This is a genomic window from Pseudomonas sp. BRG-100 (assembly GCF_000737955.1).
Lineage (GTDB): Bacteria > Pseudomonadota > Gammaproteobacteria > Pseudomonadales > Pseudomonadaceae > Aquipseudomonas > Aquipseudomonas synxantha_A.
The window spans coordinates 2,984,757-3,004,315 of sequence record NZ_JPRX01000001.1 but is presented as its reverse complement, the minus strand read 5'-3'; the positions used below and the strand labels follow the sequence as shown (position 1 = coordinate 3,004,315).

General features: G+C 60.7%; 17 protein-coding genes. 5 read left to right on the top strand and 12 right to left on the bottom strand.

Translation table 11 applies throughout. The features are described 5' to 3' along the window. From tcyL to JH25_RS14060, 3 genes are all read right to left on the bottom strand, one after another. The gene (gene tcyL, locus JH25_RS14050) at nucleotides 1-666 is read right to left on the bottom strand and encodes a cystine ABC transporter permease (RefSeq protein WP_032878420.1); all 666 of its coding nucleotides are present in this window, start codon (nucleotides 664-666) and stop codon (nucleotides 1-3) included. After that, complete coding sequence (gene tcyJ / locus JH25_RS14055) at nucleotides 666-1,460, bottom strand: cystine ABC transporter substrate-binding protein (RefSeq protein ID WP_032878419.1); 795 nt, start codon at nucleotides 1,458-1,460, stop codon at nucleotides 666-668. The genes tcyL and tcyJ overlap by 1 nt, the downstream gene beginning before the upstream one ends. 172 nt (nucleotides 1,461-1,632) lie before the next feature. Beyond that, complete coding sequence (locus JH25_RS14060; RefSeq protein WP_032878418.1) at nucleotides 1,633-2,628, bottom strand: D-cysteine desulfhydrase; 996 nt, start codon at nucleotides 2,626-2,628, stop codon at nucleotides 1,633-1,635. A 167-nt stretch (nucleotides 2,629-2,795) separates the two neighbouring features. Here JH25_RS14060 and epsC point away from each other — a divergent pair, with 167 nt between their 5' ends. The 3 genes from epsC to mgrA all read left to right on the top strand — a co-directional run bounded on the left by epsC (nucleotide 2,796) and on the right by mgrA (nucleotide 7,187). Next, nucleotides 2,796-3,722, top strand: coding sequence for a serine O-acetyltransferase EpsC (gene epsC / locus JH25_RS14065; protein ID WP_032878417.1), 927 nt, complete (start codon nucleotides 2,796-2,798; stop codon nucleotides 3,720-3,722). 339 nt (nucleotides 3,723-4,061) lie between these two features. Continuing rightward, nucleotides 4,062-6,023, top strand: coding sequence for a choline transporter BetT (gene betT / locus JH25_RS14070; protein ID WP_164366000.1), 1,962 nt, complete (start codon nucleotides 4,062-4,064; stop codon nucleotides 6,021-6,023). Between the two features lie 126 nt (nucleotides 6,024-6,149). Beyond that, nucleotides 6,150-7,187 (top strand): L-glyceraldehyde 3-phosphate reductase, encoded by a 1,038-nt coding sequence (gene mgrA, locus JH25_RS14075; RefSeq protein WP_032878415.1) that lies wholly within the window; start codon nucleotides 6,150-6,152, stop codon nucleotides 7,185-7,187. Nucleotides 7,188-7,347: 160 nt separating this feature from the next. Here mgrA and tauD read toward each other — a convergent pair whose 3' ends face one another. The 7 genes from tauD to JH25_RS14105 all read right to left on the bottom strand — a co-directional run bounded on the left by tauD (nucleotide 7,348) and on the right by JH25_RS14105 (nucleotide 15,503). Next, nucleotides 7,348-8,184, bottom strand: coding sequence for a taurine dioxygenase (tauD, locus tag JH25_RS14080; protein WP_032878414.1), 837 nt, complete (start codon nucleotides 8,182-8,184; stop codon nucleotides 7,348-7,350). Nucleotides 8,185-8,198: 14 nt separating this feature from the next. Further along, nucleotides 8,199-9,035: a taurine ABC transporter permease TauC gene (gene tauC / locus JH25_RS14085; RefSeq protein WP_032878413.1), complete on the bottom strand. Its 837-nt coding sequence runs from the start codon at nucleotides 9,033-9,035 to the stop codon at nucleotides 8,199-8,201. Next, complete coding sequence (gene tauB, locus JH25_RS14090; protein WP_032878412.1) at nucleotides 9,032-9,811, bottom strand: taurine ABC transporter ATP-binding subunit; 780 nt, start codon at nucleotides 9,809-9,811, stop codon at nucleotides 9,032-9,034. Before tauB ends, tauC begins: the two co-directional genes overlap by 4 nt. Nucleotides 9,812-9,829: 18 nt before the next feature. Beyond that, complete coding sequence (tauA, locus tag JH25_RS14095; protein ID WP_032878411.1) at nucleotides 9,830-10,807, bottom strand: taurine ABC transporter substrate-binding protein; 978 nt, start codon at nucleotides 10,805-10,807, stop codon at nucleotides 9,830-9,832. A gap of 190 nt (nucleotides 10,808-10,997) precedes the next feature. After that, nucleotides 10,998-12,581: a glutamate--cysteine ligase gene (gshA, locus tag JH25_RS14100; protein ID WP_032878410.1), complete on the bottom strand. Its 1,584-nt coding sequence runs from the start codon at nucleotides 12,579-12,581 to the stop codon at nucleotides 10,998-11,000. 214 nt (nucleotides 12,582-12,795) lie between these two features. Beyond that, complete coding sequence (locus JH25_RS0127165) at nucleotides 12,796-13,179, bottom strand: PaaI family thioesterase (RefSeq protein ID WP_050549370.1); 384 nt, start codon at nucleotides 13,177-13,179, stop codon at nucleotides 12,796-12,798. Next, nucleotides 13,179-15,503 (bottom strand): Tex family protein, encoded by a 2,325-nt coding sequence (locus JH25_RS14105; RefSeq protein ID WP_032878409.1) that lies wholly within the window; start codon nucleotides 15,501-15,503, stop codon nucleotides 13,179-13,181. The genes JH25_RS0127165 and JH25_RS14105 overlap by 1 nt, the downstream gene beginning before the upstream one ends. Before the next feature lie 357 nt (nucleotides 15,504-15,860). Between JH25_RS14105 and ompR the strand changes: the two genes are divergently transcribed. Then, a complete protein-coding gene (gene ompR / locus JH25_RS14110) occupies nucleotides 15,861-16,601 on the top strand; it encodes an osmolarity response regulator transcription factor OmpR (protein ID WP_003187669.1) in 741 nt (246 codons plus the stop codon). A 116-nt stretch (nucleotides 16,602-16,717) separates the two neighbouring features. Continuing rightward, complete coding sequence (locus JH25_RS14115) at nucleotides 16,718-18,031, top strand: ATP-binding protein (RefSeq protein ID WP_005783812.1); 1,314 nt, start codon at nucleotides 16,718-16,720, stop codon at nucleotides 18,029-18,031. A gap of 140 nt (nucleotides 18,032-18,171) precedes the next feature. On the opposite strand, the gene rimK is transcribed toward JH25_RS14115, so the two are convergent. Continuing rightward, nucleotides 18,172-19,077, bottom strand: a complete 906-nt coding sequence (rimK, locus tag JH25_RS14120; protein WP_003187674.1) for a 30S ribosomal protein S6--L-glutamate ligase — start codon at nucleotides 19,075-19,077, stop codon at nucleotides 18,172-18,174. Continuing rightward, entirely contained in the window at nucleotides 19,074-19,556 is a 483-nt protein-coding gene (gene rimB, locus JH25_RS14125) for a retropepsin-like aspartic endopeptidase RimB (RefSeq protein WP_005783815.1), read from the bottom strand. Before rimB ends, rimK begins: the two co-directional genes overlap by 4 nt. Between the last annotated feature and the right edge of the window lie 3 nt (nucleotides 19,557-19,559).

The window sequence follows — 19,559 nt, the reverse complement described above, 5'->3', positions numbered from 1 at the left end:
TCAGGACTCCAGGTCATGCCGGTTGACCCGGTCTTCCAGACGATTTTGCAGATGCGCCAGGATGCTCGCCAGGATCCAGTAGATCAGGGCTGCGGACAGATACATGGTGAAAATTTCGAAGGTCCGCGCCGATACCAGTTGGGCCTGACGGAACAGCTCGGGCACCTGGATGGTGGCGGCCAGCGCAGTGTCCTTGACCAGCGAAATGAAGCTGTTGCCCAGGGGCGGCAATGCCGTGCGCATCGCTTGCGGCAGAATGGCCCGGCGCAGGGTTTGCGCGCGGGTCATGCCAATACTGGCGGCGGCTTCCCACTGGCCACGCTCGATGGAGGCGATGGCGGCCCGCAGGATTTCACACGCATAAGCGGCCATGTTCAGCGAAAAGCCGATCATGGCCGCCGGGATCGGATCCAGCTCGATGCCCACTTGCGGCAAGCCGTAGTAGATCAGGAACAGCTGCACCAGCAACGGCGTACCGCGAAAGAACGACACGTAGACTCGGGCCGTCCAGCTCAGCAACTTGAAGCGCGACAGGCGCATCAAGGCCAGGCCGAAGCCCAGCAGCAAGCCGAAAAACATCCCGCCCAGGCTGAGGATTACCGTGTAGTACGCGCCCTTGAGCAGAAAGGGCGCGGAGTCCAGCGCGAGTTGAAGACCTGCTTCCATTATTGAGTGACGTCAGCGTTGAAGTACTTCTCGGACAGCTTCTTCAAGGTGCCGTCGGCGCGCAGTTTGTCGAGGGCCGTGTTGACCGCATCGAGCAATTCAGGCTCGCCTTTGCGCAGGGCGATACCGGACTCCTGACGGGAGAAGGCGTCGCCGGCAGCGGCAGTGTCGGGGGCTTTCTTGGCGTATTCGAGGGCGGCCAGGCGGTCGATCAGGATCGCGTCGATACGGCCGATGCGCAGGTCCTGGAACTTGGTTGGGTCGTCGTTGTAGGTCTTGATAATGGCTTTGGGTTGATTGTCCTTGAGCCATTGTTCGTAGTTGGTGCCCAGGCCCACGCCGACCTTTTTACCGGCCAGGTCGTCGGCTTTCTTGATCGAGTCGACGTTCTTTTTCAGCACCAGTGCCTGGATGCCGGACACGGTGTATGGCTTGGAGAAATCGTACTTTTTCTTACGCTCTTCAGAGATGGTCACCTGGTTGACCACGGCGTCCAGGCGCTTGGATTCCAGTGCGGCGAGAATGCCGTCCCACGGTGTAGCTTGCAGCTTGACCTTGACGCCCAGCTCCTTGGCCAGTGCTTCGGACAGTTCCACTTCGAAACCGCTGAGCTTGCCGCTTTCGTCGACGAAGCTGAACGGTGGGTAGGTGCCTTCCAGACCGATCTTGATCTCGCCGGCCTTCTTGATGGTGTTCAACTGCTCGCCGGCAACCGCCTGGCCCAACCAACCGGCGCCAAGCGCCAGGCCCAAAGTGCTGACCAGCAGCGTGCGACGCAATACAGAAATAGTCATGAAGAGCCCCTGTGTTTTTATGGTGAGCGAAGCAGGTGACGCAGTAGTCGTATCCTGCCTTAAAGCGCGAAGCGCGTCTTCGCCTTCGGCGCGATGATAAAGCGGGTTTTTAAGACTTGAAAATAATAAAAAAACAATTTCATATTTCTTTTGAGAATATATGCGTATTCAATCAATTGAATACTGAGTCATAGGCAAACAATGCCGGCGCCCCACCGGTATGCAGGAAAATGATCGGCCCCTCTTCAAACCGCTGGCGCCCGATGCCGTCCAGCAAACCGGCCATGGCCTTGCCGGTATAGACCGGGTCCAGCAGCAGACCTTCCTGGCTGGCCAAAAGTTTGATCGCGGAAAGTGTGCCGGCATTCGGTTCGCCATAACGGGGGCCGAAATACTCGTCCCACAGGATCACTTTGAAGGCGTCGGGAATAGCCACTCCGAGCAACTCGGCAGTGCGTTCTGCCAGGCTTTGCACTTTGGGCAACTGCGCTTGCTCGGTGCGCGACACGGTGATGCCGATCACCGGCAACTGCGGTAGTGCTTCGCTCAAGGCCAGGGCCAGGCCGCTGTGCGTGCCGGCACTGCCTGAGGCGAGCACCACGGCGGCGAACTCAATCCCGCTGTCTTCAATCTGCGCGGCCAGTTCCAGCCCTGCGCGCACGTAACCCAAAGCGCCGAGTGCATTGGAACCACCGATAGGCACCAGGTAGGGCTTCTTGCCATTGCTGCGCAGGCGGTCGGCGAGGGCGGCGAGTTGGGCGTCGGCGTTGTCGAGGTTTTCCACCAGTTCCACTTTGGCGTCAAACAGCTCCAGCAGCAGGCGGTTGCCATTGGCCAGGTAGTTGGCGTCTTCGGTGCCAGTAGGGTTTTCCAGCAGAGCAACGCAGCCCAGGCCGAGTTTGGCGGCCAGTGCGGCGGTCTGGCGGACGTGGTTGGACTGGATCGCGCCGGCGGTGACCAAGGTGTCGGCGCCCTGGGCAATGGCGTCGGCCGCCAGGTATTCGAGTTTGCGCAGCTTGTTGCCACCCATGGCCAGGGGCGTGGTGTCATCGCGCTTGACGTAAATGTCCCTGCCTAGCCAGGCCGACAGCCGTTCAAGTTTTTCCAGAGCGGTGGCACCGCCCAGTAGTTCCAGACGGTTAAAGCGCTCGAGCTGTTGTTTGATCATGGCTACGCACGGTGACTGAATGATGGGGAGGACTATAGGCAGGCACTTTTCATCGGGCAACCGTCAATCGCTTATGAACAATAGTTCTTACGACCACACCATTGGTTCTTAAGAGCTGCCAGGGTGCATACCGTAAAGTGATGGCCATTTCGTCAGGAGTGAATACCGTGAGTGAGCGTTCCAGTCATTGGCAATTGCAGACCATCGTCAGCCAGCTGCGCGGCGCGCGGGACCAGTGGCGAACGCGCAACGGTCGCTTGAGCGGCGAGCACGGTGGCCGTGAATTGCCGTCCCGCGAGGCGGTGGCGCAAATCCTCGAAGCCTTGTGCGGCGCACTATTTCCCATGCGCCTGGGCCCGGTGGACCTGCGTGAAGAAAGCGAAGACTTCTACGTGGGGCATACCCTCGACGTGGCGCTCAACGCCTTGCTCGCCCAGGCGCGCCTGGAGTTGCGCTACGCCGCACGCCAGGGCGGCGGAGACGACAGCGGTGTGGATGCCCATGCCATTCGGCTGATCCAGGATTTTGCCCTGGCATTGCCGGCTCTGCGCAGCCTGTTGGATACCGACGTACTGGCCGCCTACCACGGCGACCCGGCTGCACGCAGTGTGGATGAAGTGCTGCTGTGCTACCCGGGCATCCTGGCGGTGATTCACCATCGCCTGGCCCACCACCTGTATCGCGCAGGTTTGCCGCTGCTGGCGCGCATCAGTGCAGAAATCGCCCACTCGGCCACTGGCATTGATATCCACCCCGGCGCGCAGATTGGCCCGAGTTTCTTCATCGATCACGGGACTGGCGTAGTGATTGGCGAAACGGCGATCATCGGCGAGCGCGTGCGTATCTACCAAGCGGTAACACTGGGCGCCAAGCGCTTCCCTGCCGATGAGGATGGGCAGCTGCAAAAAGGCCATCCGCGGCACCCCATTGTCGAGAATGATGTGGTGATCTACGCCGGGGCGACGATTTTGGGGCGGATCACCATCGGCCAGGGCTCGACCATTGGCGGTAATGTGTGGCTGACCCGCAGCGTGCCGGCGGGGGCGAATATCACTCAGGCGAACTTGCAGCATGACGATGGGGCGCAGAAGTAATACCTGAGCCAACCGCCGACCCGTGTGGGAGCAGGCAAGCCAGCTCCCACATTTCGTATGTATTTCAACGTGGGGTCGCTGAACGATTTGCCTTCTTCATCCGTCATACCAATCCTTGAGCTAGTGTAGGAATCATCTACCACTCAGCCCTGCGATTAGTCCCAGACCGCCTATTCATGTTTAACTTGAACGTTCGTTCAAGTTAAACCCGGTGGTTCGCTGCCCGCTCACAACAGGAGGCTTACCTTTGCTGAGTCCGTTATTTACAGCCATATCCCGCAACCTTGAGGTGCATCGTTCATGAGTGCATCGTCCACCCCTTCCAGCGGCATGGTGCGCATGAATGCGCCCGTTTTCTACTTTGCCGCCACCTTCATCCTGCTGTTTGGCATCACGGTCATCGCTATCCCGCAACAGGCCGGAGCCTGGCTGCTGGCGGCGCAAAACTGGGCGGCCAATACGGTCGGCTGGTACTACATGCTGGCGATGACCCTGTATCTGGTCTTCGTGGTGGTCACCGCGCTATCGGGCTACGGCAAGATAAAACTCGGTGCCGACCACGACGAGCCCGAATTCAGTTACCTGTCCTGGGCCGGCATGTTGTTCGCCGCCGGGATCAGCATCACGCTGTTCTTCTTCTGCGTCTCGGAGCCGTTGACGCACCTGGTGCAGCCGCCCCAAGGCGAAGCGATGAACGCCGATGCAGCGCGCCAGGCCATGCAGGTGCTGTTCCTGCACTGGGGCCTGCATGGCTGGGGTGTGTTCGCGTTCGTGGGCATGGCCCTGGCGTATTTCGCCTACCGGCATAACCTGCCGCTGGCATTGCGTTCGGCGCTGTACCCGCTGATCGGCAAGCGCATCAATGGCCCTATCGGTTATGCGGTGGATGGCTTCGGTATCATCGCGACGGTGTTCGGCCTGGGCGCTGACATGGGTTTTGGCGTGTTGCACCTCAATTCCGGCCTGGACTACCTGTTTGGCATTGCTCACACCCAGTGGATCCAGGTGGGCCTGATCACGTTGATGATGGGCGCGGCGATCATTGTTGCGGTAGCCGGCGTCGACAAGGGCGTACGGGTGATGTCCGACATCAACATGCTGCTGGCCTGTGCGCTGTTGCTGTTTGTGTTATTCGCCGGGCCTACCCAGCACCTGCTCAACACCTTGATCCAGAACATCGGGGACTACCTGGGCGCGCTGCCGACCAAGAGTTTCGATGTGTACGCCTACGACAAGCCAAGCGACTGGCTGGGCGGCTGGACAGTGTTCTACTGGGCCTGGTGGATCGCATGGTCGCCGTTCGTAGGTCTGTTTATTGCGCGTATCTCCCGTGGCCGTACCATCCGCGAATTCGTGTTTGGCGTGCTGCTGATTCCGCTGGGCTTTACCCTGGCGTGGATGTCGATCTTCGGTAACAGCGCCATCGACCAAGTGCTCAACCATGGCATGGCCGCGCTGGGCCAGTCGGCCATCGATGACCCGTCGATGAGCCTCTACCTGCTGCTGGAAACCTACCCGTGGAGCAAGACGGTGATTGCGGTCACGGTGTTTATCAGCTTTGTGTTCTTTGTGACCTCGGCGGACTCAGGCACGGTGGTGCTGTCCACCCTGTCGTCCAAAGGCGGCAACGCTGATGAAGACGGGCCGAAGTGGCTGCGGGTGTTCTGGGGTGCGATGACAGCACTGGTGACCAGTGCCCTGCTGTTCGCCGGCAGTATCGATTCGTTGAAATCTGCGGTGGTCCTGACCTCGCTGCCGTTCTCGCTGATTCTGCTGCTGATGATGTGGGGGCTGCACAAGGCGTTTTACCTGGAGTCGCAAAAGCAGATCGCGCAGTTGCATTCCCTGGCGCCAATATCGGCTTCACGCAAAGGCCGTGGCGGCTGGCGCCAGCGCTTGAGCCAGGCGGTGCATTTCCCGTCACGTGATGAGGTGTATCGCTTCCTTGAATCGACGGTGCGCCCGGCGATCGAAGAAGTGACGGCGGTGTTTGTCGAGAAGGGCCTGAATGTAGTCACTCAGCCGGACCCGTCCAACGACAGCGTCAGCCTGGAAATCGGCCATGGCGAGGAGCATCCGTTCATCTACCAGGTGCAGATGCGCGGCTATTTCACGCCGTCGTTTGCCCGCGGTGGCATGGGTTCCAAAGAGATCAACAACCGCCGTTACTATCGTGCGGAGGTGCACTTGAGTGAGGGTAGCCAGGACTATGACCTGGTGGGCTATACCAAGGAGCAGATCATCAACGACATCCTCGACCAGTACGAGCGCCATCTGCAGTTCCTGCATTTGGTGCGCTGATACCGTTCCTCTCAAGTAGGTCTTTGCTGTAAAAGGAAGAGGCAGACTTAAGCGATTCAGCGGGTTAAAAGGCTTGGGAATAACCTTATTCCCGGGCCTTTTAACCCTCAGTCCAGAGAGGATTCGATGACGTACATTGCTGCCGAAAACCGCTATGAATCTATTCCCTATCGCCGCGTAGGCCGCAGTGGATTGGTGCTGCCGGCACTGTCCCTGGGGCTGTGGCACAACTTTGGCGACAGCACCCCGATCGACACCCAGCGAGCTTTGCTGCGCACGGCGTTCGACCTGGGTATCAACCACTTCGACCTGGCCAACAACTACGGCCCGCCCTACGGCAGCGCCGAGATCAATTTCGGCCGTTTGCTGCGTGAAGACTTCAAGCACTACCGCGACGAATTGATCATCTCCAGCAAAGCCGGTTGGGACATGTGGCCCGGCCCCTACGGCCAGGGCGGTGGCTCGCGCAAATACATCCTGGCGAGCCTGGACCAGAGCCTGCAACGCCTGGGCGTCGACTACGTGGATATTTTCTACTCCCACCGTTTTGACCCCGACACGCCCCTGGAAGAAACCGCCAGCGCCCTCGCCACCGCTGTGCAACAAGGCAAGGCGTTGTACATCGGTATATCGTCCTATTCCGGGGTGAAAACCCGCGAAATCGCAGCCTTGCTCAAAGAGTGGAAAGTGCCGCTGTTGATTCACCAACCGGCTTACAACCTGCTCAACCGCTGGGTGGAAAAGGACCTGCTCGACACCACCGAAGAACTTGGCGCTGGGGTGATCGCCTTCACGCCGCTGGCCCAGGGTTTGCTCACCGACAAGTACCTTAATGGCATACCGGCCGATGCACGGGTCAATCGTCCGGGTGGTGGTTCGTTGCAGGCCCAACACCTGTCCGAAGCCAACATCGCTCATGTGCGCGGCTTGAATGAAATCGCCCAGCGTCGCGGCCAGAGCCTCGCGCAATTGGCGCTGGCCTGGACCCTGCGTGATCCACGGGTGACCAGCGCGCTGATCGGCGCGAGCCGGCCGGAGCAGATCATCGAGAACGTCGGGGCGTTGCAGAACTTGAGCTTCAGCGCTGAAGAACTGGCGGAGATTGATCGGTTTGCGCAGGAAGGCGGGATCAACTTGTGGGAAAAGCCATCCACTGCTGAATAACTGACACAACTGGGTCAAAAATGTGGGAGGGGCGGTGCGACGATTCGACTTGCTCCCGATAGCAATGGGTCAGCTACGGATGAGCTGACTGAACCACCGCCATCGGGAGCAAGTCGAATCGTCGCACCGCCCCTCCCACATTTGGTTTTCGGTGTGGCGACTAGAACGGCACATCCCCAAGAATCGTAGCCCGGTGCATCACCCGCCGCTGTGGCCGGTAGTCATCCACGGCGTAATGCTGGGTCACGCGGTTATCCCAGAACGCCACGTCATTCTCTTGCCAGCGCCAGCGGATGGTGAATTCCGGGCGGGTGGCGTGGGCGAACAGCAGCTTGAGAATGGCCTCGCTTTCGGCCGCTTCCAGTTCATTGATTCGGGTGGTGAAACCGTCGCTGACGAACAGCGATTTGCGCCCACTTACCGGATGCGTGCGCACGACTGGGTGCGATAGCGGCGGGTTTTTCTTGCGAGTTGCCTCCCAGCGCACCAGGTCCTCGGCGGTGTTGCCAAAGCGCTCCAGCGGGAACGACTTGGTTAAGTCGTGTGTGGCGGTGAGGCCATCGAGCAAGCGCTTTAGCGGTTCAGACAGTGCTTCATAAGCCGCAATCCCACTGGCCCACAAGGTATCGCCGCCAAACGCCGGCAGCAGCTTGGCGCTGAGCACAGCGCCCAGGGCAGGCGTGGGCAGAAAGGTCACGTCGGTGTGCCAAACGGCGTTGTCACGCACGTCGGTGACCGCGGTGTCGAGGATCAGCACTTCGGGCTGTTCCGGCACGTTGGGGTAGATCGGGTGGATGTGCAGGTCGCCAAAATTGGCCGCGAACCGTGCCTGTTGTTGCGGGGTGATTGGCTGATCACGGAAGAACAGCACCGAATAGTCGAGCAACGCCTGTTCAATGGCGTCGCGCTGTTCAGGGGCCAGCGGCTGAGTGATGTCGACGCCACTGATCTGGGCGCCCAGGGCGGTACTTAATGGGGTAACGGTCAGGCTGCTCATTGTAGATTCTTCACTCAGTGTGCCTGGCCATGCCAGGGCACTAATTTACGCTGCAGGGCGCGCAGGCCCATTTCCATGGCGAAGGCGATCAGGGCGATCACCAGGATCCCCAGCACCACCACATCGGTGACCAGAAACTGCGCCGCCGACTGCACCATGAAACCCAGGCCGCTGGTGGCGGCAATCAACTCGGCGGCGACCAGGGTCGACCAGCCCACACCCAGGCCGATACGCACACCGGTGAGGATATCGGGCAGGGCGCTGGGTAGGATCACATGGCGAATCAGTTGCGCACGGGTGGCGCCCAACGACTGCGCAGCCCGCAGCTTGGCCGGGTCGACGGTGCGCACCCCGGTTGCGGTGGCGATGGCGATCGGGGCGAAAATCGCCAAGTAAATCAGCAGCACCTTGGACAGCTCGCCAATGCCGCACCAGATCACGATCAGCGGCAGGTAGGCCAGCGGCGGAATCGGCCGGTAGAACTCGATCAACGGATCGAAAATGCCTCGGGCAATGCGGTTGGCACCGATGGCAATCCCCACCGGCACGGCAGTCAGCACTGCAAAACCCAGGCCCAGGCCGATGCGGCTCAGGCTCGCGCCCAGGTGCTGCCACAAGGTGGAATCCATGTAGCCGGTGGTCGCCAGCAGCCAGCCTTTTTGCAACACGGCGGACGGGGGCGGCAGGAACAAAGGTTCGATCAAACCGGTGGCGGTCACCCCCCACCACAGGGCAAGCAAAGCGACCAGGGTCAGTGCGCTGATCCAGCGTGTGCTCAGGCTGCGGCGTAACGGGATAACGGCGGGTGCCACCGGCTTGCTGGCGGTGGCGGGAAGTTCGTAGCTGCTCATGCGTACACCTGCCGTTGGGAGAACACTTTGCCCAGCACGTGCTCGCGGGTTTCGATAAAGCGCGGGTCGGACTTGATTGCGCGGGCTGATTCACCGGCAGCGTAACGTTGGCCGAAATCCAGCTGCAGGCGTTCGACGATCTGGCCGGGGTTGGGCGCCAGCAGGATCAGGTCCGTGGCCAGGAACACCGCTTCTTCAATGTCATGGGTAATCAGGAACACCGGCTTGGCCGTGCGCCGCCACACTTGCAGCAGCAACTCCTGCATTTGTTCGCGGGTGAAGGCGTCCAGCGCACCGAAGGGCTCGTCCATCAGTAATACGCGAGGGTCGGCCGCCAGGGCGCGGGCGAGGCCAACGCGTTGCTTCTGGCCGCCGGAGAGTTGCCAGATGCGCCGGCTGTCGAAACCGGCCAGGTCCACCAGAGCGAGCATTTCGCGGGCGCGTACTTCACGCTGCGCCTTGGGCACGCCGGCCAGTTCCAGGCCGAAGGCGACGTTGGCCAGCACGTCCTGCCAGGGCAGCAGGGCGTCGTCCTGGAACACCACACCGCGTTCGGCGCTGGGCCCTTTGACCGGCACACCGTCGAGGGTAATCCGCCCGGCAGAAGGCTCGACGAAACCGGCAATCAGGTTCAACAGCGATGTCTTGCCACTGCCGGAGGGGCCCAGGGCGACCAGCAATTGCTGGGGCCCAAGGTCCAGGGAAATATCGGACAGTACCGGTTCCGGGGCGCCTGGGTACTGTGCGCTGATGCGCTCCAGCTGTAGCAAGGCCATCGCGATGAACTCCTTGGATCAGTTAGAAATGAACTTGGCGCTGACGTAAGGGGCGTAGTCGGGCAGTACCGCATCGACCTTGCCTTGTTCCTTGAGGAACACAGCAGTGTCGGTGACTGCCTTGGTGGTCGGCGCGCCCAGCAGGGTCACCTGGTCAGCGGCCAGCGGGTAGACGTTGCCTTGCAGCAGCAAGGGAATATCGCTGGCCTTGGCGCCGGAGAGTTTCACCAGCTTATCGACGTTGCCGGTGTCGGCGAGCCAGGCTTGTGGGTCTTTGCGGTAGGCTGCGTAGGCATCCAGGGTGACCTTGGCGAAGGCGGTGACGATGTCCGGGTGCTTCTCGGCAAAATCCTTGCGCACGATCCAGGCATCGAATGTTGGCGCGCCGAACTTGGCCAGTTCGCCGGAGGTGATCAGCACCTTGCCGTTTTCCTTGGCTACGCCCAGAGCCGGGTCCCACACGTAGGTGGCATCGATATCACCGCGCTTCCACGCGGCGATGATGGCCGGAGGCGCCAGGTTGAGAATGGTGACTTTGGCCGGGTCGATGTTCCAGTGTTTCAGCGCGGCAAGCAGGCTGTAGTGGCCGGTGGAGACGAAGGGCACGGCGATCTTTTTGCCGATCAGGTCCTGCGGGCTGTTGATCCCCGATCCGTTGCGCGCCACCAGGGCTTCGGCCCCGCCGATCTGGGTGGCGACGAGGAAGGTTTCTACTGGGACTTTGCGGGTTACCGCGGCAGTCAGCGGGCTGGAACCGAGGTAGCCGATCTGCACGTCGCCGGAGGCAATGGCGGCGATGATGTCGGCGCCATTGTCGAATTTGCGCCAGTCGATTTTGGCGTTGGTAGCTTTTTCATAGGCCCCGTCAGCCTGGGCGACTTTGGCCGGGTCGACGGTGGTCTGGTAAGCGATAGTCACGTCCGCCGCCTGGGCAAACAGACTGGCACCGGCCAGGGACAACGCGGCCAGCAAGCGCAGAGGGGTCAGCAGTTTCAAGGGGAAGCTCCTCAATCAGGCGGCCGAGAGTCGGCGTGTGAGGAGACTAAATGATCTAAGAACTCGAAAATAAATAACCTTTTCGAATTAGCTTATGAGTAGAAAGGTTGAAGCAAATGTTTGTACCGGTGATGACCAAATGTGGGAGGGGGCAAGCCCCCTCCCACATTGGAACTGAGTAGAGCTCCGGTTAGTTGCTGATGGCGAGGATGCTGGCCTGGTACGACCCGACAAACACATCGAAATCGCCCACTTCGTTCTGCTCAAGCTCCGCCTGTTGCGCCAGCGACGCACGGGCCAATTCTTCAAAGTGCGCTTGTTCCTCAGGCGCCAAAGGCTCCTTGCGGAAGTATTCGGCATGTACTTCGCTTTGATGCAGAGAGAACTGCGCAAAGCTTTCCTTGCGTTCAGCCATGGCCGCCAACACCTGGGCCGACGGCGTCAGGGACGGGTCCTTGACCTTGGCCAGTTGGGCATCCAGCGCTTCGCTGTGTTCGGTCATGCCCTGGCTCTCGTCGAGCAAGGCAGCCAACGGTGCAATCTTCTCCAGCAACTGCGCAGCCCATTCCTTCATGTCCACCGGCTGGCCGTCACGTTGCAATTGCAGGCCCGGACGCCGACCTTCCTTGACCACGCTGAGGAAGTTGGAGGTGGCGTTGCCGCACTCGTTGTTGGCGAACAGCGGGCTGTCGTTCAGCGCGCAATACAGCAGGAATGCGTCGAGGAATCGCGACTCCGGCAAGTCGATCCCCATCGGCAGGAACGGGTTGATGTCCAGGCAACGCACTTCGATGTACTGGATGCCACGGGCCATCAGCGCCTGGATAGGCCGCTCGCCGGTGTAGGTCACACGCTTGGGGCGGATATTGGAGTAGTACTCGTTTTCGATCTGCAGGATGTTGGTGTTGAGCTGCACCCACTCACCATCCTTGTGCGTGCCGACTTCAACATACGGCGCGTAGGGCGTTGCCACCGCTTCGCGCAGGCTGTCGGTGTAGCTGGCCAGGTCGTTGTAGCAAGGCGTCAGGCCGGCCTGGGCGTTGCTCTGGTAACCCAGGTCGCTCATGCGCAGGCTGGTGGCGTAGGGCAGGTACAGGGTGTCGGCATCCAGGACTTCAAGCTGGTGCGAGCGGCCGCGCAGGAAACCGGCGTCCAGGGCTGGCGAGGCACCAAAGAGGTACATCAACAGCCAGCTGTAGCGACGGAAATTACGGATCAGCGCGATATAGGCCGTGGACTGATAGTCACGGTCGGTACCGACAAAGCCTTCGGCTTCCTTGAGCAACGGCCACAGCTGTTCCGGCAGCGAAAAGTTGTAATGGATGCCGGCAATGCACTGCATGGTCTTGCCGTAGCGCAGGGCCAGGCCCTTGCGGTACACGTACTTGAGCTGGCCGATATTGGAGGTGCCGTAGTAGGCGATCGGAATATCTTCCTCGGCCGGTAACGGGCACGGCATCGAGGGGCTCCACAGGTATTCGCTGCCCAGCTTGGAGTAGGCAAAGCGATGGATCTTGTCCAGGCTGCCCAGGGTCTCGGCCGGGTTGGGCAGGGCTGGGGTGATGAACTCCAGCAGCGATTCCGAATAGTCAGTGGTGATCTGTTCGTTGGTCAACGCAGCGCCCAGGGCTTCAGGGTGCGGCGTTTGCGCCAGGCGACCCTCGCTGGTGACGCGCAGGCATTCGCGCTCGATGCCGTGCAAGCACTGCTCTAGCAGGGAGAGGTGTTCGCGCTTGCCGAGCAGGGCCAGGCGGCGGTTGAGAAGTTCGCTCAAGTTGGATTCCTTCACGCGTCAGTCGCCCCAATATGGGGGTGGGCAGGACGGTCTACAAGGGTGAAGTGGAAACTGGCGTGATCGCCTGGTTCTGAGTCGATTTGACCCGCTCTGAAAATGCCGACTTCACTCCATGAATTGGGCTACAGCGCAGCGAGAAAATTCCGACGCTGTTATCGCAGCGCCGAAATTAACTCAAATCGAGGGTAGGGAGCTATAGGACAGCGAACGTGCCCTGCGCTTTTGCGACAAGTCTTTCGCCCTGGTACACGTCGGCTTCGACCACCAACGTGCGCCGGCCGGCGTGAATTACCCGGCTGGTGCACAGCACGTCACCGTCTTCGACGGCGCGAATATAATTGATCTTGCATTCGATGGTGGCGCTCTGCTGGTCGAAACCATGGGCGCTGGAACAGGCCAGGCCCATCGTGATGTCCACCAGGCTGAAAATCGCCCCGCCATGGAGCTTGCCTGCACGGTTGCGCAGGTGCGGCTCCAGGGTCAGGGCCACCTCGGCAACGCCTTCATCCAGGCGTTGCAGGCGGCAGCCGATCAGCTCGCTGAACGCGCTCTGGGTCAAACCCGCCGGGATTTCCATCAACGCTTCTTCAACTGTTTGGCATTGGCGAACAGCGATGCCATGGCGTTGTTGCTCGGCGCGGCAGTCGTAGCGTCCTTGCGCGGCGCGTTGTTCTGCGACTGGCGCGGTGCCGAACCTGGGCGAGCGCCACGAGCACCGTCGATCTTCTCGCCCGGGGTATCGCTCATGCGCATCGACAGGCCCACGCGTTTACGCGGGATATCGACTTCCATGACCTTGACCTTGACCACGTCACCGGCTTTGACCGCTTCACGCGGGTCCTTGATGAACTTCTCCGAAAGCGCGGAGATATGCACCAAACCGTCCTGATGCACGCCAATATCCACAAAGGCGCCAAAGTTGGTCACGTTGGTCACTACACCTTCGAGGATCATGCCCGGTTGCAGGTCCTTGAGGTCTTCGACGCCGTCCTGGAACTCGGCGGTCTTGAACTCGGGACGTGGGTCGCGGCCAGGTTTTTCCAGCTCTTGCAGGATGTCGGTGATGGTCGGCACACCGAAGGTTTCGTCGGTGTACTTCTTTGGATCCAGACGCTTGAGGAAGGCGGCGTCGCCGATCAGCGAGCGGATATCACGGTCGGTCTCGGCGGCAATGCGTTGCACCAGCGGGTAGGCTTCCGGGTGAACCGCCGAGGCGTCGAGCGGGTTATCGCCATTCATCACGCGTAGGAAGCCGGCCGCTTGTTCAAAGGTTTTTTCACCCAGGCGTGCGACTTTTTTCAGCGCAGCACGGGTTTTGAACGCACCATTTTCGTCGCGATGGCTGACGATGTTCTGCGCCAGGGTCGCGTTGAGGCCCGAGATTCGCGCCAGCAGCGCTACTGAAGCGGTGTTCACGTCTACGCCCACGGCGTTTACGCAGTCTTCCACCACCGCATCCAGGCCGCGTGCCAGTTTAAGCTGCGACACGTCGTGCTGGTACTGGCCGACGCCGATGGATTTGGGGTCGATCTTCACCAACTCGGCCAGCGGGTCTTGCAGGCGACGGGCGATGGAGACGGCGCCACGGATCGACACGTCGAGGTCCGGGAACTCCTTGGACGCCAGCTCCGAAGCCGAGTACACCGAAGCACCCGCCTCGGAGACCATGACCTTGGTCATCTTCATGGCCGGGTATTTTTTGATCAGCTCGGCGGCCAGCTTATCGGTTTCGCGGCTGGCAGTGCCGTTGCCGATGGCGATCAGGTCTACCGCGTGCTTGGCGCACAGGGCGGCAAGGATCGCCAGGGTCTGGTCCCACTTGTTGTGCGGAACGTGCGGGTACACGGTGGCGTGGTCCAGCAGCTTGCCGGTGGCATCGACCACAGCGACCTTGCAACCGGTGCGCAGGCCCGGGTCGAGGCCCAGGGTGGCACGCGGGCCGGCCGGTGCGGCCAGCAGCAGGTCGTGCAGGTTGTGGGCGAACACGTTGATCGCTTCGGTTTCGGCGCCGTCGCGCAACTCGCCCAGCAGGTCGGTTTCCAGGTGGGTGTAGAGCTTGACCTTCCAGGTCCAGCGCACGACTTCACCGAGCCACTTGTCCGCAGGGCGATTCTGGTTCTGGATGCCGAATTGTTGACCGATCATGCCTTCGCACGGGTGCATGGTGCCTGGCAGTTCGTCACCGACTTTCAGCGCGGAGCTGAGAATGCCTTCGTTGCGGCCGCGGAAAATCGCCAGGGCGCGGTGGGACGGCATGCTTTTGAGCGGCTCGTCGTGTTCGAAGTAGTCGCGGAATTTGGCGCCTTCCTCCTCTTTGCCGGCGATGACGCGGGCGCTGAGGATGGCTTCCTGCTTCAAGTAGGTACGCAGTTTTTCCAGGAGGCTGGCGTTTTCGGCGAAGCGCTCCATCAGGATGTACTTGGCGCCTTCGAGGGCAGCCTTGACGTCGGCGACGCCTTTTTCCGCGTCGATGAAGCGAGCGGCTTCGGTTTCCGGCGTCAACGATGGGTCGTTGAACAGGCCATCGGCCAAGTCGCCCAGGCCGGCTTCCAGGGCGATCTGGCCCTTTGTACGACGTTTCTGTTTGTATGGCAGGTAAAGGTCTTCGAGGCGGGTCTTGGTGTCCGCGAGTTTGATGTCGCGCTCCAGTTGAGGGGTCAACTTGCCCTGTTCCTCGATGCTGGCGAGGATGCTGATACGCCGTTCGTCGAGTTCTCGCAGGTAGCGCAGGCGCTCTTCCAGGTGACGCAGTTGAGTGTCGTCGAGGCTGCCGGTCACTTCTTTTCGGTAACGGGCGATGAAAGGCACCGTGGAGCCTTCATCCAGTAGAGCGACGGCCGCTTCGACCTGTTGTGGGCGTACACCGAGTTCCTCGGCGATGCGGCTGTTGATGCTGTCCATAAAACCACCTGAAATTCTTAAAATCAGCGCGCCGGCCCGTAAAAACAAGGCCCGGCGAGGCTGGTTGAGCGGCCCGACTGGCGCCGCTGCCTGGGTCAAGAGGCTGCCTATTGACCCTCGAAATCGAAAAATTCACGACAAGCGGGTATAAAAAGCCCGGCAGCAAACGGTAACGATCTGACGTTGCCCTGCACGGAGGCGCCGCATTATAACCAGCGTTCTGCTATTGGGGGGTACTGCGCCGGAGGTTGTAGGGCGTGGGTTCGCTGGCAGTAGATGAAAAATCTGCTAACAATGCACACGGTGCGTATAACGGCAGCTACGCCATAATGCGCGCCGAGATAAGAGGAGCATCCAATGAGCAGCACCGCACAAACTGCTGAAGGCGAAAAAATTCTCATCGTTGATGACGATCCGGGGCTGAGCAGCCTGCTGGAGCGTTTTTTCAACTCCAAGGGCTACCGTGCCCGCGCGGTGCCGAACACCGAGCAAATGGACCGCCTGTTGGGGCGTGAAGTGTTCAACCTGGTCGTGCTCGATCTGATGCTGCCCGGCGAAGACGGCCTTACCGCCTGCAAGCGCCTGCGTGGTGCCAACAACCAGATTCCAATCATCATGCTCACCGCCAAGGGCGATGAGTTGAGCCGCATCAAGGGCCTTGAACTGGGCGCTGATGACTACCTGGCCAAGCCGTTCAACCCTGATGAGCTGATGGCGCGGGTCAAGGCCGTATTGCGTCGCCAGGCACCGGCCGTGCCGGGCGCACCGGGCAGCGAAGACGAAAGCGTCACCTTTGGCGACTACGAACTGTCGTTGGCCACCCGTGAGCTCAAGCGTGGCGAAGAAGTGCACATGCTTACCACCGGCGAATTTGCGGTGCTCAAGGCTCTGGTGATGAACGCCCGTCAGCCGCTGACCCGTGACAAGCTGATGAACCTGGCCCGTGGCCGTGAATGGGACGCCCTGGAGCGCTCCATCGACGTGCAGATTTCCCGACTGCGCCGGATGATTGAGCCGGACCCCTCCAAGCCGCGGTATATCCAGACGGTGTGGGGCGTGGGTTATGTGTTTGTGCCGGATGGCACCGCAACCAAGTGACCGATGATTTGCAGGGGCGGGTATCCGGCGTTTGACTCCATAAGAGTCGACGGGATGCCCGGCGTCTGCAATTCTGCGAGCACCGCTCGTTCCTGCAAGGTGTGCAGCTTTCATCTATGAAAACCCCGCTGTGGTTCCCACAAAGTTTCTTCTCTCGCACCCTTTGGCTGGTGCTTATTGTCGTTCTGTTTTCCAAGGCGCTCACGCTGGTTTATCTGTTGATGAACGAAGACGTGCTGGTGGATCGGCAGTACAGCCACGGTGTGGCCCTGACGTTGCGGGGCTATTGGGCCGTAGACCCTGAGAACCGAGAAAAGGTGGCCAAGGCGTCGACCTTGACTCGGGTTGATGGGGCCGGCGTGCCTGAAGGCGAGCAGCATTGGCCTTACAGCGAGATCTATCAGCGCCAGATGCAGGCCGAACTGGGCGCCGACACCGAGGTGAGGCTGCGCATGCATGTTTCACCGGCGTTATGGGTGCGGGCACCTAGCCTGGGCGATGCCTGGATCAAGGTGCCGCTTTATCCGCACCCGCTGCGCGGGCAGAAAATCTGGAACGTGCTGGGCTGGTTCCTGGCCATCGGCTTGCTTTCAACGGCCTCCGCGTGGATCTTCGTCCGTCAGCTCAACCAACCACTCAAGCGCCTGGTATTTGCCGCTCGCCAATTGGGCCAGGGGCGCAGTGTGCGCCTGCCGGTCAGCGACACGCCCAGTGAGATGACCGAGGTGTACGGCGCGTTCAACCAGATGGCGGAAGACGTCGAGCAGGCCGGGCGCGAGCGCGAGCTGATGCTGGCAGGTGTGTCCCATGACTTGCGCACACCGTTGACGCGATTGCGCCTGTCCCTGGAGCTGATGGGGGACCATACCGACCTCACCGATGACATGGTGCGCGATATCGAGGACATGGACGCTATCCTGGACCAGTTCCTGGCCTTCATCCGCGACGGGCGTGATGAAGTGGTTGAGGAGGTGGACCTCACGGACCTCGTGCGTGAGGTGGTTGCGCCCTATAACCAGAACGGTGAGCAGGTGCGCATGCGCCTGGAGCCGATCCAGCCGTTTGCATTGCGCCGGGTCTCGATGAAGCGCCTGCTGAACAACCTGATCGGCAACGCCTTGCATCATGCCGGTTCCGATGTGGAGGTGGCGGCGTATGTCTCCGGTGACAGTGCCGCGCCTTACGTGGTGCTGAGCGTGATGGACCGTGGCACGGGGATCGACCCTGCCGAGCTTGAGGGTATCTTCAACCCGTTCACCCGTGGCGACCGAGCCCGAGGTGGCAAGGGCACCGGGTTGGGGTTGGCGATCGTGCGACGAATCGCCTCGATGCATGGCGGCAATGTCGAGTTGCGTAACCGGGAAGAAGGCGGGTTGGAGGCGCGGGTGCGCTTGCCGCTTGGGCTGATGCTGCCTAGAGATGCGGTCTGACAAACAACAAATATCAAAAATGTGGGAGGGGGCTTGCTCCCGATGGCGGTCTTTCAGTCAAGAAGTTCAGTGACTGTGACACCGCTATCGGGAGCAAGCCCCCTCCCACATTGGTTTCATGTCGGGATTAAAATAGGCTTTTAGCCTTTGCCCTTGGTCCGAGTCATATTCGGCCCACCATTCTTCTCCAAGTGCTGAATGATGATCCCCGCCACGTCCTTGCCGGTGGTGGTCTCGATCCCTTCCAGGCCCGGCGATGAGTTCACTTCCATCACCAGCGGCCCATGATTGGAGCGCAGGATATCCACGCCTGCCACGCTCAAGCCCATCACCTTGGCTGCCCGCAGTGCGGTCATGCGTTCTTCCGGTGTGATCTTGATCAGGCTGGCGCTGCCGCCACGGTGCAGATTGGAGCGGAACTCACCGGGCTTGGCTTGGCGCTTCATCGCCGCGATCACTTTGTCGCCCACCACGAAGCAGCGAATATCCGCGCCGCCGGCTTCCTTGATGTACTCCTGCACCATGATGTTCTGCTTGAGGCCCATGAACGCCTCGATCACCGATTCAGCTGCCGTCGCCGTTTCACACAGCACCACACCGATGCCTTGGGTGCCTTCCAGTACCTTGATCACCAGCGGTGCACCATTGACCATCTCGATCAGGTCAGGGATGTCATCCGGGGAGTGGGCAAAGCCGGTGACCGGCAAGCCGATACCCCGGCGTGACAGCAACTGCAGCGAACGCAGTTTGTCCCGCGAGCGGGCAATGGCCACGGACTCGTTGAGAGGAAACACCCCCATCATTTCAAACTGACGCAACACCGCGCAGCCATAAAACGTCACCGAAGCGCCGATACGCGGGATCACCGCATCAAAGCCTTCCAGGGGTTTGCCCCGGTAGTGGATCTGCGGCTTGTGGCTGGCAATGTTCATGTAGGCACGCAACGTGTCGATCACCACCATTTCATGGCCACGTTCAGTGCCGGCCTCGACCAGGCGGCGGGTGGAATACAGACGCGGGTTTCGCGACAGCACAGCAATCTTCATGCAGCACCTGGGGCAGAAATAGTGGAGACCGGGAACACCGGCTTGTCTTGAACGTACTTGACGCCTGGATTGACGACCAACTGGCCGTCAATCAACGCCTTGGAGCCCAGTAACAGGCGATAACGCATGGCTTTGCGACAGGCGAGGGTGAATTCCACCCGCCATACCCGGTCACCCAGCGCCAGGGTGGTGCTGATCACGTAGCGCACCTGCGCATGGCCGTTGGAGCTCTTGATGGTTTTCATCGTCACCAGGGGCGCTTCGCAGCGACGGTGACGCAGTTGCACCACGCTGCCCAGGTGCGCGGTAAAGCGCACCCACTTTTCACCGTCGCGCTCAAACGGCTCGATATCGGTGGCATGCAGGCTTGAGGTGCTGGCACCGGTGTCGATCTTCGCGCGCAGGCCCGCCACTCCCAGGTCGGGAAGTGCCACCCATTCACGCAGACCCACAACGGTCAAATGGTCAAATGTCTTCAATAT